Origin of the sequence: Sphingomonas yunnanensis, from assembly GCF_019898765.1 — a bacterium.
GTDB classification, from domain to species: domain Bacteria; phylum Pseudomonadota; class Alphaproteobacteria; order Sphingomonadales; family Sphingomonadaceae; genus Sphingomonas; species Sphingomonas yunnanensis.
In genome coordinates, this window is record NZ_JAIOKB010000008.1 from 24,374 (window position 1) to 39,924 (window position 15,551).

The window sequence follows — 15,551 nt, forward strand, 5'->3', positions numbered from 1 at the left end:
GTAGCGGTTGCGGGCGTCGGCAAAGCAGAGGGGCAGACGTCCAGCCTCGCCCTCCCCTCCCCGCTCGGGCCCGCCGCTGATGCTGGTCCTCGCCGGCGTCGCCGTGATCGCGCTGGGCTTCCTGCTGCGCTTCAACCCGCTGCTGGTGATCGTCGTCGCGGCGGCGGTGACGGGGCTCGCCGCCGGGCTCGATCCTTTTTCCGTGCTCGCCAGGTTCGGCCACGCCTTCAACCAGAGCCGCTACGTCACCGCGATCTACATGGTGCTCCCCGTGATCGGCCTGCTCGAACGTGCCGGGCTACAGGAGCGTGCGCGCGGACTGGTCGGCGGATTGCGCGGGCTCACCGTGGGGCGGCTGCTCGCCGGCTATCTGCTGTTCCGCCAGCTCTCCGCCGCGCTCGGGCTCAACGCGGTGGCGGGGCCGGCGCAGACGGTGCGGCCGCTCGTCGCGCCCATGGCCGAGGCCGCCGCGGCGCGCCAGGGCGAGCAGGACGGCGAGCCGATCCGCGCGCTCGCCGCGGCGACCGACAATATCGGGCTGTTCTTCGGCGAGGACATCTTCATCGCGATCGGCTCGATCCTGCTGATGCGCGGCGTGCTCGAGGGCTATGGTGTCCGCGTCGAGCCGTTCCAGCTCTCGGTCTGGGCGATCCCGACCGCGCTCGTCGCCTTCCTCGTCCACGGCGCGCGGCTATGGTGGCTCGATCGCCGGCTGAAGCGGCGCGCGCGATGATCGGGCTCAACCTCGTCTACGCGGTCGCCGGGCTGTTCTTCGCCGCCTGCGCCCTGCTCGGCGCGGTCGATCGGCGCTGGGCCAACGCGCTGTTCCACGCGCTGCTCGCCTTGTCCTTCTTCGCGGGCGACGCGATCGGCGACCTCGGCAACGGCGTGCTCGTGCTCGCGCTGGTCGCCACCGCAACCTCGGGCCGGATGCGCCGCGGCGAGCCCGAGACGGCGAACGAGCCGCACGGCCCGCTGCTCGCGCTGGCGCTGGTGATCCCCGCCGCCGCGCTCGGCGGCACGCTGCTGTTCAAGCGCCTGCCGACGCTGGTCGACTCCCAGCAGGCGACGCTGGTGGCGCTGACGCTCGGCGTGCTCGTCGCGCTCGCGCTCGGCCACTGGCGGCTGCGCGCGCCGCCGCTCGCGGGATTGCGCTCGGGGCGGCGGCTAATCGACGAGATCGGCTGGGCCGCGATCATGCCGCAGCTACTCGCCAGCCTGGGCGCGGTATTCGCGCTCGCGGGCGTCGGCGACGTGGTCGGCGGGCTGGTCGGCGGCGCGATCCCGGCGGGCAGCGTGCTCGGCGCCGCGATCGCCTACGGCCTCGGCATGGCGTTGTTCACGATCGTGATGGGCAATGCCTTCGCCGCCTTCCCGGTGATGGCGGCGGCGGTGGGCATGCCGCTGCTGGTGCATCAGTACGGCGGTGACCCGGCGGCGGTCGCCGCGATCGGCATGCTGGCGGGCTTCTGCGGCACGTTGCTCACGCCCATGGCCGCGAACTTCAACATCGTTCCCGCCGCTCTGCTCGAGCTGCGCGACCGCTACGGCGTGATCCGCGCGCAGGCGGCGACCGCGCTGCCGCTGCTCCTCTTCAACGTGCTGCTGTTATGGTGGGTGATCCGATGACCAGGCTCGACCCCGCGCTCGCCGCGCGCTTCGCACGGATCACGCTCGACCATGTCGGGCGCGAGTATCCGTACAAGCTCGACCATGTGCTCACCGGCGCGCACGACGCGGCGCCGCCCGCGACGCTCCACCCGATCTTCCACGGCAGCTTCGACTGGCACAGCTGCGTCCACGGCTGGTGGCAGCTGCTGACGATCCGCCGGCTCTTCCCGGCGCTGGCGGAGGCCGAGGCGATTCGCGCGCGTGCCGACGCCATGCTGGTACCCGCCAAGGTGGCGGGCGAGCTCGCCTATCTCGAGCGGCCGACGAGCGGCGGGTTCGAGCGACCCTATGGCTGGGCGTGGCTGCTCGCGCTCCACGCCGAGGCGGACCGGCACGCCGCGCCCTGGGGCAAGGCGCTGGAGCCGCTGGCGCGCGCCTTCGCCGCGCGCCTCGCCGCTTACCTGCCGAAGCTGACCTATGCGGTGCGGGTCGGCACGCATTTCAACACCAGCTTCGCGCTGGTGCTGGCGCGCGACTGGGCGCTCCGACACGACCCCACGCTGGTCGAGCTGATCGACGCGCGCGCGCGCGGCTGGTTCGGCGAGGACCGCGCCTGCCAGGCGTGGGAGCCGTCGGGGGACGACTTCCTCTCCTCCGCCCTTTGCGAGGCGCTGCTGATGAGCCGCGTGCTGCCCGCGGTCACGTTCGGCGCGTGGTTCGACGCCTTCCTGCCCGACGTCGCGCGCGGCGAGCCGGTCACGCTGTTCCGGCCGGCGCACGTCTCCGACCGGAGCGACGGCAAGATCGCGCATCTCGATGGGCTCAACCTCAGCCGCGCCTGGTGCTGGCGCCAGCTCGCCGCCGCGCTCGGCCCGCGCCACCCAGGCGCCGCGGCGATGCGCCACGTCGCCGCGGCGCATCTCGCCGCCAGCCTGCCGCACCTCGACGACGATTACATGGGCGGCCACTGGCTCGCCACCTTCGCGCTGCTGGCGGTGCTGTCGGGCTGAGACTTCATCCATCCGCGGTGTTTTACCGGCGTGCTCCTGCGCACGCAGGAGCCTAGGGCCGCGGGGGCCATCTTCGTGGCCCTCGGCTCCGGCGTTCGCCGGCGCACGAGCCGGTCCGGACGACGGCGCGTCAACCGCGCCGATCCCCCGCAACCAGCCGGCGCGCCGGCGGTTCACTGCGCAACACCCGTAGGAGGCACTATGCTCGAACATGTTCCCCACTGGCTCGGCAACCTGTTGCACAACGTCCGCGCGGGCCATGCGAAGCTGGTGATCGTGCAGGACGGGATCGTGCCCGCGGGCGGCGCGCAGCTGACGCTCTCCAGCCCCGCCTTCGCCGACGGGGCGCGGCTGCCCGAGCGTTTCACCGCCGACGGCGAGGGCATGTCGCCGCCACTGACCTGGACCGGGGTGCCCGCCGACGCGGTCGCGCTGGCACTGCTGGTCGAGGACCCCGACGCGCCCGCGCCCAACCCGCTGGTCCATGCGGTGGTATGGAACCTGCCGCCCGACTCGGCGGGGCTGGAGGAAGGCGCGATCGCGGCCGACGGGCGCGGCGCGTTCGACGGCTCGGACGTGGGCCGCAACAGCTATCAGCAGGAAGGCTGGTTGCCGCCCGACCCGCCGACCGGGCACGGCAGCCACGACTATGTCTTCCAGCTGTTCGCGCTGAGCGAGGCGGCGGCACTCGACGTCAGCCCGGGGCGCAGCGCCGTGCTGGAGGCGCTGCGCGGGCGCGTGCTCGCCGCTGGCACGCTGAGCGGCACCTACTCGCGCGGCGAGCCCGCCGGGATCGGGCCGGTCGGCGCCGCACAGCCCGCCTGAGCCTCGTGCGCGATCCGACCCCCCGCCCGCTGCCCGCGGCGCCGCGCTGGCTCGGCCTCTCCGGGCTGCTCCCGCCCGCGGGCTGCGTCGCCGTCGCGCTCGCGCTGCCGGCGCTGCAGCCCGCGGCGACACTGGTGGGCGGGCTCTACGCCGCGATGATCCTGTCGTTCCTCGGCGGGCTGTGGTGGATGGACGCGCTCGAGCGCCGCGTCACCTTCGCGGCGCCTTACGTGCTGGCCGTGGCGCCCAGCCTCGTCGCCTGGGCGGCGCTGCTGGCGTGGCTGCTCGGCGGCGCACCGCCGGCCTCGTCGCTGGTCGCGCTGGGTGCGGCGGTGCTGGTCTCCCCGCTCGCCGACCGCGCCGCCTCGCCCATCGTGCGCGAGCTGCCCGGCTGGTGGGGCCTGCGGCTGACGCTCTCGGGCGGGCTCGGTACGCTGACGCTGCTGCTGGCGCTGCTGGCGCGGTGAAGGACCGGCCCTGTGAGTCCTCCCTTCTGGGGAGATCGCTGCGACCTTGCTGCCCCGTGCTCCTGCGGCGGCAGGAGCCTAGGCGCGCGCGCCGTGCCGCGTCGCTCTGCTTGACCCTGGGTTCCGGCGTTCGCCGGAACCCAGGCACGACACGCGTGACCAGTGGCTCTCCTGACGACCTGCCGAGACCGGAGGACTGACGGCGCCTGCTCAGCCGTCCGGATCGGGCGCGGTGAAGGGCGAGCAGCACGGCTCGGTCACCGCATGATATTCCATCAGCTCGACCCGCGTGCCGTCGGGATCGTAGAGGTTGGCCTGCCACTTGCCGTCCAGCCCCAGCTGCGGGCCGTCGTGGCGGCCGGTCATCTTCTTGCCGCGATACAGGCCGGTCACTGCGGTCTGCATGTTGTTCACGCCGAGCGAGAGATGGTTGAGGACGCCGAGCTGGCGCGCGTCGAGCGAGGCCTCGGTCACGCGCGAGCCCTCGCCGACCATCATATATTCGAGCCAGTCGCGCCCGTCGGGCGTCTGCTGCGACACCCAGTCGACCTTGGGCGGCTCGAACGACCCGAACCAATAAGGACGAAAGCCGAGCAGGGTGCGATAGAAGCCGTCCTCCTTGGCGCGATCGCGCACGGCATGGCCGATGTGGATGATGCGGCCGCTCACCGCGCCGGGGACCGCGGCGGCGCTGGCCTTCGACTCGACGAACTGCACCTCGTTGCCCTCCGCGTCGCGCGCGGCGAAGCGGCGCTCGTCCGCGCCCGGCTCCAGCGCACCTACTCCGGCGGCCCCGCGCGCGAGCAGCCAGGAGCGCAGCGCGGCGGCGTCGGGGGTGCGATAGGCGGCATGCGCGAACAGGCTGGCGCCAAGCCCTGCGGGCGCGGGCAGCACCTCGACGAATTGCGTGCCGCTGAACTGATAGCGCGCGCCGGCGCTATTCTCCGGGTCCGCCACCTTCCGCGCGCCGAGCACGCCGGCGTAGAAGCGCTCCGAGGCGGCGAGGTCGCGGCTGTACACCGCCAGATGCGACACGCCCGAGATGGGGGGTCGTTCGGGCGTGCGCGCGCCGATCGAGAAGACCGCCGCGATGATCATCGCCGCCCGCGTGAGCTGCATGTGAGACCCTCTCCTGCCGCGCCAAAGAAATGGCGTCAGGTCGATAGGTTAGCGGGTGCTAGCGCGCCTGTCACGGGGGCACGCGGGAAGGCGAGAGGGCCTTTTGCCCGGCTGGGTGCCCTCTCGAAGGACCGCGCGTGAGGCTACATGATACAGCGCTCAGACCCAGCGCCGCACGAGAGGCGCCGAGCGTCCATGAAGGCTGAACCAACCGCAGCGCCTTCACCAGTGAAAACTCTCTTCATGCCGGTTGCGTCCCCCCCTTCCGCCGTTGTAGCGTCGCGGCAGGAGCGCTGCCAAAGCGAGCGGCCGCACCGGGCGAGGGAGAGGAAGCGTTGCGCGCATCGATCAGCTGGGCGGCCGCCGCGGCACTGCTCGCCACCGTCGCGACGGCGCAGACCAAGGTGCCCAGTGATCCCTACGCCGACGATCCATCGGGCATCGTCGCCGATCCCTGCCCCACGCACCCCAAGCCGACGGACAAGGCGGCGGGGACGATCGCGAACCTCCACATGCTCACGCGCGACCACGGCCAGCTCTGCCGCTATGCCGCGGCCAACCGCGCGCTCACCGATAAGCCGCGCGTCGTCTTCATGGGCGATTCTATCACCGACAATTGGATCAACCTCGCGCCCGATTTCTGGCGCGACGGCCGCGTCGACCGCGGCATCAGCGGCCAGACCACGTCGCAGATGCTGCTGCGCTTCCGCCAGGACGTGATCGATCTCCACCCCCAGGCGGTCCACATCATGGCGGGGACCAACGACGTGGCCGGCAACACCGGCGCGGCCACGATCGAGACGGTCGAGGGCCATATCCAGAGCATGGCCGAGCTGGCGCGTGCCAACGGGATCAAGGTCATCCTCGCCTCGGTGCCGCCCGCCGCGGCCTTCCCGTGGAGCCCGGACAAGCGCCCCGCGCCGCAGATCGCCGCGCTCAACGCCTGGCTCAAGGCCTATGCGCGCCGCACCGGCGCGACCTGGGTGGACTATCACCCGGTGCTCGCCACGCCGGCGGGCGCGATGCGCGAGGGTCTGGCGAGCGACGGCGTCCACCCCACCGCCGCGGGCTATGCGGCGATGGCGCCCGTCGCGCTCGACTCGATCCGCCGCGCGCTCGGGCGCTGAGCGTGGCCGCGATCCAGCGCCGCGGCTTCCTCGCCGGCTCGGCCGCGGTGCTCGCCGCGCGCGCCGGCCTCGCCGCGAGCCCGACCGGCACGGTGCGCGGGCCGGTCCAACCGACGTGGGAGTCGCTGCGCTCGCACTATCGCGTCCCCGACTGGTTCCGTGACGCCAAGCTGGGGCTGTGGTCGCATTGGGGGCCGCAGGCGGTGCCCGAGCAGGGCGACTGGTACGGCCGCTTCCTCTACATGCAGGGGCACCCGGTCTACGAACACCACCTGCGCACCTACGGCCACCCGACGCGGGTCGGGATGAAGGACATCCAGAACCTGTGGAAGGCCGAGCGCTGGGACCCGCAGGCGCTGGTCGACCGCTACAAGCGCGTCGGTGCCAAATATTTCATGGCGCTCGCCTGCCACCACGACAATCTCGACTGCTACGACAGCCGCTATCACGCCTGGAATTCGCTACGCGTCGGCCCGAAGCGCGACGTCGTCGGCACATGGGAACGCGCGGCGCGGCAGGCGGGGCTCAAGTTCGGCGTGTCGAACCACGCCGCGCACGCCTGGCACTGGTACCAGACCGCCTACGCCTACGACCCCGAGGGGTCGCGTGCGGGCGAGCGCTACGACGCCTATCACCTCACCCGCGCCGACGGGCGAGGCACCTGGTGGGACGGGCTCGATCCGCAGCAGCTCTACACCGGCCGCCACATCGTCGCGCCCGACGGCATCCGCAGCGCCGCCGCCATGGGCAAGTGGCACGAGGCGCACGACGGCCAGTGGATCGAGACGCCGCCCCCTGCCGACCCGCGCTACGCCGCCCAGTGGCTGCTGCGCCAGGCCGACCTGATGGCTAAGTACAAGCCTGACCTCTGCTACATGGACGATACCGCGCTGCCGTTCGGCGCGATCGGGGTGGAAGCGGCGGCGGACTATTACAACCGCGCGATCCAGTGGCACGGCGCGCCGGAGGTGGTGCTCACCGGCAAGAAGCTGGAGCCGCACCAATTGGGCGGGATCGTCGAGGACGTCGAGCGCGGCTTCAGCGACCGGCTGCGCGCCGAGCCGTGGCAGACCGACACCTGCATCGGCGACTGGTTCTACAACGTCGCCAGGCTCAACGACCGCAGCTACAAGACCGCCGAGGACGTGGTGCAGCGGCTCGCCGACGTCGTCTCGAAGAACGGCAATCTGCTGCTCTCGATCCCCCAGCCAGGTCACGGCGCGATCGACGCCGAGGAGGAGAAGATCCTGGACGCGATGGAGCGCTGGATGGCGATCAACGGCGAGGCGATCTTCGCCTCGCGCCCGTGGCGGATCTATGGCGAGGGGCCGACGAAGGTCGCCGCCGGCGCGCAGAACGAGGAGGCGGCCAAGCCCTTCACCGCCGAGGACGTGCGCTTCACCACCCGCGCCGGCGCGCTCTACGCGCTGTTCCTCAAGCCGCCCGCCGGCACCGCGACCGTCGCCGCGCTGGCGGCGGGGCCGGAAGCGCCGGTGGTCGAGCGCGTCACGCTGCTGGGCGGCGACACGGTCGCGCACCGCCAGACGCCGCGCGGGCTCGAGCTCGACCTGGGCGGACGCGCGCCGGGCGGGTTCGTCCCCGCGGTGCGCGTCGACGGGCGCGGGCTAGCATGAGCGGCGCGTCGATGCGGCGGCTGCCGCTGGTGCTCGTCGTCGCGCTCTTCTTCCTGTGGGGCGTCGCCAACAACCTCAACGACGTGCTGATCGCGCACTTCAAGAAGCTGTTCGTGCTGAGCGACCTCGGCGCGGGGCTGGTGCAATCGGCCTTCTATCTCGGCTATTTCTGCCTCGCGATCCCGGCGGCGCTGACGATGCGACGCTTCGGCTATCGCGCCGCGGTGCTGCTCGGGCTGCTGCTGTACGGCGCCGGCGCGCTGATGTTCTGGCCCGCCGCGGCGTGGCAGAGCTATCCCGCTTTCCTGCTCGCCCTCTTCGTGATCGCGAGCGGGCTCGGCTTCCTGGAGACCTCGGCCAACCCGCTGATGGCCAAGCTGGGCAGCGAGGACACCGCGGCGCGGCGGCTCAACCTGGCGCAGGCGTTCAACCCGCTCGGCTCGATCACGGGCGTGCTGATCGGCAGCCAGTTCATCCTGTCGGGCCAGTCCGGCCCGGTCACCGGCGACGCCGCGCGCGCCGCCGAGGCGGCGGCGGTGCAGCTGCCCTATCTCGTCATCGGGCTGGGCGTGCTGGTCTGGGCGGTGCTGATCCGGCTGACCCACTTCCCGCCGGTCGCGACCGAGCGCGACGTCGAGGAAGGCGTGGGTGCCGCGGGTGACTTCGCCGCGGTGGTGCGCTCGGCGCGGGTGCGGGGCGGCGTCGCGGCGCAGTTCTTCTACGTCGGCGCGCAGGTCGGCATCTGGAGCTTCCTGATCCGCTACAGCGAGGTGGCGGTGCCCGGCACGGGCGAGCGCACCGCGGCGCATTACCTGACGCTGTCGCTGGTGCTGTTCATGGTGGGGCGGTTCGCGGGCACCGCGCTGATGTCACGCGTCGCGCCAGCGCGACTGCTCGCCGGCTTCGCCGCGATCGCGGGCGCGCTGACGCTGGCGGCGGCGCTGCTCGGCGGCGGGATCGGCATCGTCGCCCTGGTGGCGACCAGCTTCTTCATGTCGATCATGTACCCGACGATCTTCGCCGAGGCGGTGCGCGACCTCGGCGTGCTGACCAAGTCCGCCGCGGCGCTGCTGGTGATGGCGATCGTCGGCGGCGCGGTGTTCCCGGCGCTGATGGGGCTGGTGTCGGACCGCAGCGGCTCGATCGTCCTGGCGATGGTCGTGCCGGCGGCCTGTTTCGTGGTGGTGCTGCTCTACGCGCTGACGCTGCGACGGGGGCGCGCGTGATCGACACGCACGTCCACCTCTGGCGCATCGGCGCCAACGGCCACAGCTGGCCGACGCCCGACCTCGCCGCGATCCACCGCGACTTCCTATTGGACGACTGGCGCGCTCTGCCCGGCGCGGCCGCGGTCGACGGCGTGGTGCTGGTGCAGTCGCAGCCCGACGCGCGCGACACCGCGTGGCTGCTCGCGCTCGCGGCGCAGGAGCCGCAGGTGCTCGCCGTCACCGGCTGGGTCAACGTGGACGCGCCCGACGCGGTCGCGGAGGTCAAGCGGCTGGCGGGTGCGCCCAAGCTGCGCGCGCTGCGCCCGATGGTGCAGGACCTCGCCGCCGACTGGTACGACGAACCCGCGCGCGACCCGGTGTGGGAGGCGATGGCGCGGGCCGGGCTGATCCTGGAGGCGCTGGTCCGCCCGCGCCACCTGCCGAGCCTCGCGCGGCTCGCGGCGCGTCATCCCGCGCTCACGATCGTGATCGACCACGGTGCCAAGCCGGTGCTCGGCGACCTTACTGAGTGGCAGGCCGACATGGCCGCGCTCGCCGCGCTGCCGCGGGTGCGCTGCAAGCTCTCCGGCCTGCTCACCGAGCGCCGCCCCGCCGATCCGCCTGAGGCGATCGCGCCCGCCGCCGCCGCGCTGGTCGCGCTGTTCGCGCCCGACCGGCTGATGTGGGGCAGCGACTGGCCCGTGCTCGCGCTCGCGGGCGACTATGCCGGCTGGCAGGCGCAGGCGCGCGCGCTGGTCCCGGCCGAGCATCACGCCGCGGTGTTCGACGCCACCGCCCGCGCCACCTACGGGATCGCCGCATGACGCTGACACTGCCGCCGCTCGGCATGGGCTGTGCCGGGATCGGCAACCTATACCGCGTCGTGGACGAGGCCACCGCCGAGGCCACCGTCGCCGCGGCGCTCGCCGCGGGTATCGGCTATTTCGACGTCGCGCCGCACTATGGCTTCGGGCTGGCGGAGGAGCGGCTCGGCCGCGCGCTGGCGCGCCACGATCCGGACGCGCGCGCGATCGTCTCGACCAAGGTGGGGCGGCTGCTGGTGCCGACCGACAGCGGCGCGCCCGAGCGCCACGGCTTCGTGGCCGCGCCGCCGCTCGAGCCGGTGTTCGACTATACGCGTGACGCCGTGCTGCGCAGCCACGAGGCCAGCCTCGCGCGGCTGCGGCGCGACAGCGTCGAGCTGCTGTTCGCGCACGACCTCGGCGCGGTCACTCACGGCGACGAGGCCGAGCGCCACTTCCGCGCCTTCGTCGACGGCGGCTATCTCGCGCTGCGCGACCTGCGCGACGCCGGCGCGATCGACGCGATCGGGCTGGGCGTCAACGAGATCGCGGTGTGCGAGCGGCTGCTCGACGCGGTCGAGCTCGACGTGATCCTGCTCGCCGGCCGCTACACGCTGCTCGAGCCCGACGCCGCCGCCGCGCTGCTCGATCGCTGCGCGCGCGTCGGCACGCGGGTGGTGATCGGCGGCCCCTACAACAGCGGGATCCTGGTCGAGGGCAGCGCCGGGCGGGGCCACTTCAACTACGCCCCCGCCCCCGCCGCGGTGGTCGCGCGAGTCGCCGCGCTGGAGCGGGTCTGCGCGCGCCACGGCGTGCCCCTACCCGCCGCCGCGCTCCAGTTCCCGACGCGCGCGCCGGCGGTGGCGAGTGTCATCCCCGGCCTGGTCGGCGCGGCGCAGGTGGCGGACACACGGCGCTACGCGCACCACTCGATCCCCGAGCCGCTGTGGGACGAATGTCGCGCCGCGCTCGACGACATAGCAACGGAGACATCTGCGTGAGCGACCGTCTGGCGGGCAAGACCGCCTTCATCACCGCGGCGGGCCAGGGCATCGGCCGCGCCACCGCCGAGCTGTTCGCGCGCGAGGGCGCGCGCGTGATCGCCAGCGACATTGACCTCGCCAAGCTCGACGGGCTCGACGCCGAGACGCTCGCGCTCGACGTGCGCGATACTGCCGCGGTGGCCGCGCTACCGGAGCGTACCGGACCGGTCGACGTCCTCGTCAACTGCGCCGGCTTCGTTCACAGCGGGACCATCCTCGACTGCGACGAGGACGCCTGGGCCTTCTCCAACGAGCTCAACGTCACCGCCATGTACCGCACGGTGCGTGCCTTCCTGCCAGCGATGCTGGAGCTCGGCGGCGGCAGCATCGTCAACGTCTCCTCGATCGCCAGCTCGATCAAGGGCATCCCCAACCGCTTCGCCTATGGCGCGACCAAGGCGGCGGTGATCGGGCTGACCAAGTCGGTCGCGGCGGACTTCGTCGCGCGCGGGATCCGCTGCAACGCGATCTGCCCGGGCACGGTCGATTCACCGTCGCTCCAGCAGCGGCTCCACGACACCGGCGACTATGCCAAGGCGCGCGCCGACTTCACCGCGCGCCAGCCGATGGGGCGGCTCGGGCGGCCCGACGAAGTCGCCGCGCTCGCGCTGTACCTCGCCAGCGACGAGTCGGGCTTCACCACCGGTCAGGCGCACATCATCGACGGGGGCTGGATCAATTGACCCAGCGCCACGTCCTGCTGCTCGACCTGGTCAACGACCCCGCCTCGATCGCGCGCTACGAGGCGTGGCACGCCGCGGGCGCGGTGCCCAAGCCGGTGGTAGCGAGCATCCGCGCCGCGGGGATCGCGGCGATGCAGATCTTCCGCAGCGGTAACCGGCTGGTGATGGTCATGGACGTCACCGCGGCGTTCGACCCGGCGACGAAGGCGCGCGCCGACGCCACCGACCCGGACGTGGTCGCCTGGGAGACGCTGATGGACGGCTTCCAGCAGCGCCTGCCCTGGGCCGCACCGGGGGAGAAATGGGTCGCGGCGGGGCTGATCTTCGACTTGGCGGCGCAGGGCTGACGCGCGAGGAACAGCGCGGTGCTCGCCTCGTCGGGCGTCGTCTGATCCGCCGACATGCTCCTGCGCACGCAGGAGCCCAGAGCCACCAGCGTCAACTCTACGTGGCCCTGGGATCGCGCGTCCGCCGGAGCACGGCTCATTTCCGCGCCTCCTGACCGTCTCCCGCCCGGCCGTAGCGCTCATTCCCAGGCGCCAGCCCGAGCAGCTCGCGTATCTTGACGGGCGGCATGGGTGCGCGCTCGGCGAGCTCAGCGAGCTGCACCACGCGCTCGACCAGCTGGCGGTTCGTGGCCAGCGTGGCGCGCGCGCGGTCGAGCCAGATATTGTCCTCCAGCCCGACTCGGACGTGGCGCCCCAGCGCCACCGCGAGCGATACCGCGGGGGTCTGCGCCGCGCCGATCCCTGCCGCCGCCCAGATCACGTCGGGCGGCATCACCGCGTCCACCTCGCCCCACTCGGTCGCGCTCGCCTGCAGGCCGGCGATGTTGCCTAACAGCACGTTGCAGTAGAAAGGCGCCGTGAGCATCGCGCGTGAGCGCATGTACGTCAGGTAGTTGATCATGCCGAGGTCGAAGACCTCCAGCTCGGGCATGATGCCGCGGTCGTGCATCCGCCGCGCCAGGAACTGGATCCTCGAGGGGCTGTTCACGCTCGCCTGCTGGACGAAGTTGAGCGACGACAAGGTCAGCGAGCCCATGTCCGGCTTGAGCGCGCCGGCGAGCTCCAACGGCGCGGCGCGCAGCTCGGGGTCGGTGACGTTGCGCCCGCTCAGCGACACGCAGATGACCAGATCGGGCGCGTGGCGGCGAATGCCCTCGATGATCGCGGCGAAGGTGTCGGGGTTGACCTCGGGCGCGCCGGTGAGCGCGTCGCGGGTGTGCAGGTGCGCGATGCCGGCGCCGAGATCGTACGCCGCGAGCACGTCGTCGACGATCTCGCTGGCCGTGATCGGCACGTGCGGCGTGTGCTCTTTGGTCGGCACCATCCCGGTGGGAGCGAAGTTGATGATCAGGTCGTCCATGCGGATGCACCCTTCCTCCGTTGTGGGCGCGGCACGCGCGGAGACCGCGAGCGCGATGAGGCGCCAGTCCCATGATAGGCTCGGCGCGCGAGCGTCCGTCGGGCGGCTCCGAGTGGCTAGCTCAGGACGGGCCGCCCGCCCGGCATCGACATGGTACCGCTACCGAAAAGCGCTTGAGCGATAACGTTCACTTGGGCAGAAGCCGTCATACTAATCGGAGGGGATGGACGATGGACCGCAGGACGGCGCGCTGGACGCGGACGCTACCGCTCGGGCTGCTCGCGCTCGGCACGCAGGCGGTCGCCCAGCCGGTCGCCACGGTGGATCGCAACGGCAGCCTCGTCGCGATCGAGCCGTACGCGCCCAACATCGTCCGCGTCACGATCGCGACCGAGCGCGACCAGGCCGACGGCAAGCCCGGCTTCGGCATCAGCGCCGCCGCCGATGCCGCGGGCTGGTCGCACAGCACCACTCCGGCGGGCGACGTCTTCGCCTCCAGCGCGCTCAACGTCACCGTCAAGGCGCAGCCCTGGCCCGGCGCGCCGAGCCAGATGCAGCGCTACTTCGCCCCGTCGCTGCCCCCGGTGTCGGTGGCGATCACCACCGCCGACGGGCGCACCATCACCATGGGCGGCTGGTCGATGGCGCCGCACACCGTCTCGGGCGAGAAGACCTTCCTGGCCGGCGCCAACTTCGATGCCGCTCCGGACGAGCATTTCTACGGGCTCGGGCAGAACCAGGAGGGGATCCTCGACCTGCGCGGGCGCACGATCGACTGCCGCCACTGGTATGACGCGCCGGCGGGCGAGCAGGTCTGCGTGCCCGTCCTCGTCTCCAGCCGCAACTACGCGATCGTGTGGGACAATCCCTCCGCCACCCGGGTCTCGCCGGGGATCCACGGCCAGACCCGCTTCGAGAGCGAGGTGGGCGACCGAGTCAGCTTCTTCGTCATCACCGGCACGACCAGCGATGAGCTCTATGCCGGCTATGCCAAACTCACTGGCAAAACCCCGCTGCCACCCAAAGCTGCCTTCGGGCTGATCCAGTCGAAGGCGCGATACGAGAGCCAGCAGGAGCTGATGGCCGTGGCGGACGGCTATCGCAGCCGCGGCTACCCGCTCGACATGATGGTGCTCGACTGGTTCCACTGGACCCGCATGGGCCAGCTCGACGTCGACCGTAACTTCTTCCCCGATCCCGTCGGCATGAACCGCGAGCTGCACCAGCGCGGGCTGCACTCGATCATCTCGGTCTGGCCGCGCTTCGAGAAGGAGAGCCGCTACTTCAACGAGCTGGACGCGAAGGGCTGGTTCCTCAAGGACGCCGACGGCAAGACCGTCGACGGCCTGCCGGTACGCTCCGATCGCGCCGGCGCGCTGATCGATTCGACCAATCCCGCCGCGCGCGGCTGGTTCTGGGGCAAGGTGCGCGACAATATCCTGAGCCAGGGCTTCGACTATCTCTGGCTCGACGAGACCGAACCCGATCTCGTGCCGGACGGCTTCTTCTACTCGATCGGCTCGGGCGACCGCTATCACAACGTCTTCCCGCTGCTCCACACCGCGGGCGCGGCCGAGGGTTCGCGGCGTGACCGGCCGGACATCCGCAACCTGATCCTGTGCCGCGCCGCCTATCTCGGCACCCAGGCGAACGGCTGCCTGTTCTGGTCGTCGGACATCCAGTCGACCTGGGAGGCGCTGCGTCGCCAGGTGCCGACCGGGCTCAACATGACGGCCTCCGGTATCGCGCTCTGGTCGAGCGACACCGGCGGCTGGCAATATCCCGGCAGCAGCAAGCCCGCACACGCGCCGCTGCTCAGCCCGGCGGGCGCCACCGCAATGGGTGCGGGCTACCCGGACTATCCCGAGCTGTTCGTGCGCTGGTTCCAGTACAACAGCTTCACGCCGACGCTCCGAATCCACGGCCAGCGCCCGGCGACCGCGATCTGGGACTATGGCGCGGCGGCCGAGCCGATCCTGGCGAGCTGGTCGAGGCTGCGCTACGCGCTGCTGCCGTACATCTACCCGCTGGCACGCACCACCTACGAGACCGGCGCGCCCTTCATGCGCGCTTTGTGGATGGACTTCGCGAGCGACCCGCAGGTGGCGACGGTCGGCGACGAATATATGTTCGGCCCCGCCTTCCTGGTCGCGCCGGTGACCGAGCAGGGGACGACCAGCCGCCGCGTGTACCTCCCGGCAGGCAGCGACTGGTATGACTGGTGGACCAATGAGAAGCACGCCGGCGGTCAGTGGATCGACGCCGCCGCGCCGATCGAGCGCATGCCGCTGTTCGTCCGCGCGGGCTCGATCGTGCCGATCGGCGCGCCGGTGCCGAACACCGCGACGAAGCAGGCGCTGGCCGAGATCCGCGTCTTCCCGGGCCGCGACGCCACCGCGCGGCTGTATGACGACGACGGCACCACCCAGGCCTATCAGAAGAGCGGCGGTCGCAGCGCGACGCTGCACTGGGACGAGGCGGCAGGGCGGCTCACCGCGTCGGGCGCGCTCCCGACGGGACAATCGGCGGCGGCGCTGGTGAAGGTGGTGGGGCGGTAGCGCGGCGTATCGCTGAGAGCATGACGATCGCCACCTCGATCACCGCCGTCGTCCCTGACTTGGTCCGGGATCCTCCGGGTCGCTTAGTCTCGGGC

The 15,551-nt window shown here is 72.0% G+C and carries 15 protein-coding genes; 13 read left to right on the top strand and 2 right to left on the bottom strand.

Features of this window, described 5'->3' with window-relative positions; all coding sequences use genetic code 11:
* The first annotated feature begins 79 nt into the window (after positions 1-79).
* From K7957_RS17585 to K7957_RS17605, 5 genes are all read left to right on the top strand, one after another.
* Entirely contained in the window at positions 80-733 is a 654-nt protein-coding gene (locus K7957_RS17585) for a DUF969 domain-containing protein (protein WP_223013764.1), read from the top strand.
* Positions 730-1,629, top strand: coding sequence for a 5-oxoproline transporter, DUF979 family subunit (locus K7957_RS17590; RefSeq protein WP_223013766.1), 900 nt, complete (start codon positions 730-732; stop codon positions 1,627-1,629). Before K7957_RS17585 ends, K7957_RS17590 begins: the two co-directional genes overlap by 4 nt.
* Positions 1,626-2,621: a DUF2891 domain-containing protein gene (locus K7957_RS17595; protein WP_223013767.1), complete on the top strand. Its 996-nt coding sequence runs from the start codon at positions 1,626-1,628 to the stop codon at positions 2,619-2,621. Before K7957_RS17590 ends, K7957_RS17595 begins: the two co-directional genes overlap by 4 nt.
* A gap of 201 nt (positions 2,622-2,822) precedes the next feature.
* Positions 2,823-3,446, top strand: a complete 624-nt coding sequence (locus K7957_RS17600; protein ID WP_223013768.1) for a YbhB/YbcL family Raf kinase inhibitor-like protein — start codon at positions 2,823-2,825, stop codon at positions 3,444-3,446.
* A 5-nt stretch (positions 3,447-3,451) separates the two neighbouring features.
* Positions 3,452-3,913 carry a DUF3429 family protein gene (locus K7957_RS17605; protein ID WP_343228450.1) on the top strand — a complete coding sequence of 154 codons (462 nt, stop codon included), beginning with the start codon at positions 3,452-3,454 and terminating at the stop codon, positions 3,911-3,913.
* A gap of 210 nt (positions 3,914-4,123) precedes the next feature.
* On the opposite strand, the gene K7957_RS17610 is transcribed toward K7957_RS17605, so the two are convergent.
* Positions 4,124-5,032: a VOC family protein gene (locus K7957_RS17610; RefSeq protein WP_223013769.1), complete on the bottom strand. Its 909-nt coding sequence runs from the start codon at positions 5,030-5,032 to the stop codon at positions 4,124-4,126.
* Positions 5,033-5,367: 335 nt separating this feature from the next.
* Between K7957_RS17610 and K7957_RS17615 the strand changes: the two genes are divergently transcribed.
* Genes K7957_RS17615 through K7957_RS17645 form a run of 7 tightly spaced genes read left to right on the top strand, consistent with a single transcriptional unit; the run spans position 5,368 to position 11,877 of the window.
* Positions 5,368-6,159, top strand: a complete 792-nt coding sequence (locus tag K7957_RS17615) for an SGNH/GDSL hydrolase family protein (protein ID WP_223013770.1) — start codon at positions 5,368-5,370, stop codon at positions 6,157-6,159.
* A 2-nt stretch (positions 6,160-6,161) separates the two neighbouring features.
* Complete coding sequence (locus K7957_RS17620) at positions 6,162-7,793, top strand: alpha-L-fucosidase (RefSeq protein WP_223013771.1); 1,632 nt, start codon at positions 6,162-6,164, stop codon at positions 7,791-7,793.
* Positions 7,790-9,019 (top strand): L-fucose:H+ symporter permease, encoded by a 1,230-nt coding sequence (gene fucP, locus K7957_RS17625; RefSeq protein ID WP_223013773.1) that lies wholly within the window; start codon positions 7,790-7,792, stop codon positions 9,017-9,019. The genes K7957_RS17620 and fucP overlap by 4 nt, the downstream gene beginning before the upstream one ends.
* Positions 9,016-9,825, top strand: a complete 810-nt coding sequence (locus tag K7957_RS17630; protein WP_223013776.1) for an amidohydrolase family protein — start codon at positions 9,016-9,018, stop codon at positions 9,823-9,825. Before fucP ends, K7957_RS17630 begins: the two co-directional genes overlap by 4 nt.
* Complete coding sequence (locus K7957_RS17635; RefSeq protein ID WP_246617241.1) at positions 9,822-10,805, top strand: aldo/keto reductase; 984 nt, start codon at positions 9,822-9,824, stop codon at positions 10,803-10,805. Before K7957_RS17630 ends, K7957_RS17635 begins: the two co-directional genes overlap by 4 nt.
* Positions 10,760-11,530, top strand: coding sequence for an SDR family oxidoreductase (locus K7957_RS17640; RefSeq protein WP_223013778.1), 771 nt, complete (start codon positions 10,760-10,762; stop codon positions 11,528-11,530). Before K7957_RS17635 ends, K7957_RS17640 begins: the two co-directional genes overlap by 46 nt.
* On the top strand, positions 11,527-11,877 hold the full coding sequence (locus K7957_RS17645; RefSeq protein ID WP_223013780.1) for an L-rhamnose mutarotase: 351 nt from the start codon (positions 11,527-11,529) through the stop codon (positions 11,875-11,877). Before K7957_RS17640 ends, K7957_RS17645 begins: the two co-directional genes overlap by 4 nt.
* A gap of 136 nt (positions 11,878-12,013) precedes the next feature.
* Here K7957_RS17645 and K7957_RS17650 read toward each other — a convergent pair whose 3' ends face one another.
* Entirely contained in the window at positions 12,014-12,898 is an 885-nt protein-coding gene (locus K7957_RS17650; protein WP_223013781.1) for a beta-keto acid cleavage family enzyme, read from the bottom strand.
* A gap of 230 nt (positions 12,899-13,128) precedes the next feature.
* Here K7957_RS17650 and K7957_RS17655 point away from each other — a divergent pair, with 230 nt between their 5' ends.
* On the top strand, positions 13,129-15,456 hold the full coding sequence (locus K7957_RS17655; RefSeq protein WP_223013783.1) for a glycoside hydrolase family 31 protein: 2,328 nt from the start codon (positions 13,129-13,131) through the stop codon (positions 15,454-15,456).
* The last annotated feature ends 95 nt before the right edge of the window (positions 15,457-15,551 follow it).

What these genes read in the sequence shown, in the direction of transcription:
- K7957_RS17590 (WP_223013766.1), top strand. Translation starts at nt 730, where the DNA reads ATGATCGGGCTCAACCTCGTCTACGCGGTCGCCGGGCTGTTCTTCGCC.
- fucP (WP_223013773.1), top strand. Translation starts at nt 7,790, where the DNA reads ATGAGCGGCGCGTCGATGCGGCGGCTGCCGCTGGTGCTCGTCGTCGCG.
- K7957_RS17595 (WP_223013767.1), top strand. Translation starts at nt 1,626, where the DNA reads ATGACCAGGCTCGACCCCGCGCTCGCCGCGCGCTTCGCACGGATCACG.
- K7957_RS17640 (WP_223013778.1), top strand. Translation starts at nt 10,760, where the DNA reads ATGTCGCGCCGCGCTCGACGACATAGCAACGGAGACATCTGCGTGAGC.
- K7957_RS17610 (WP_223013769.1), bottom strand. Translation starts at nt 5,032, where the DNA reads ATGCAGCTCACGCGGGCGGCGATGATCATCGCGGCGGTCTTCTCGATC.
- K7957_RS17650 (WP_223013781.1), bottom strand. Translation starts at nt 12,898, where the DNA reads ATGGACGACCTGATCATCAACTTCGCTCCCACCGGGATGGTGCCGACC.
- K7957_RS17655 (WP_223013783.1), top strand. Translation starts at nt 13,129, where the DNA reads ATGGACCGCAGGACGGCGCGCTGGACGCGGACGCTACCGCTCGGGCTG.
- K7957_RS17635 (WP_246617241.1), top strand. Translation starts at nt 9,822, where the DNA reads ATGACGCTGACACTGCCGCCGCTCGGCATGGGCTGTGCCGGGATCGGC.
- K7957_RS17585 (WP_223013764.1), top strand. Translation starts at nt 80, where the DNA reads ATGCTGGTCCTCGCCGGCGTCGCCGTGATCGCGCTGGGCTTCCTGCTG.
- K7957_RS17600 (WP_223013768.1), top strand. Translation starts at nt 2,823, where the DNA reads ATGCTCGAACATGTTCCCCACTGGCTCGGCAACCTGTTGCACAACGTC.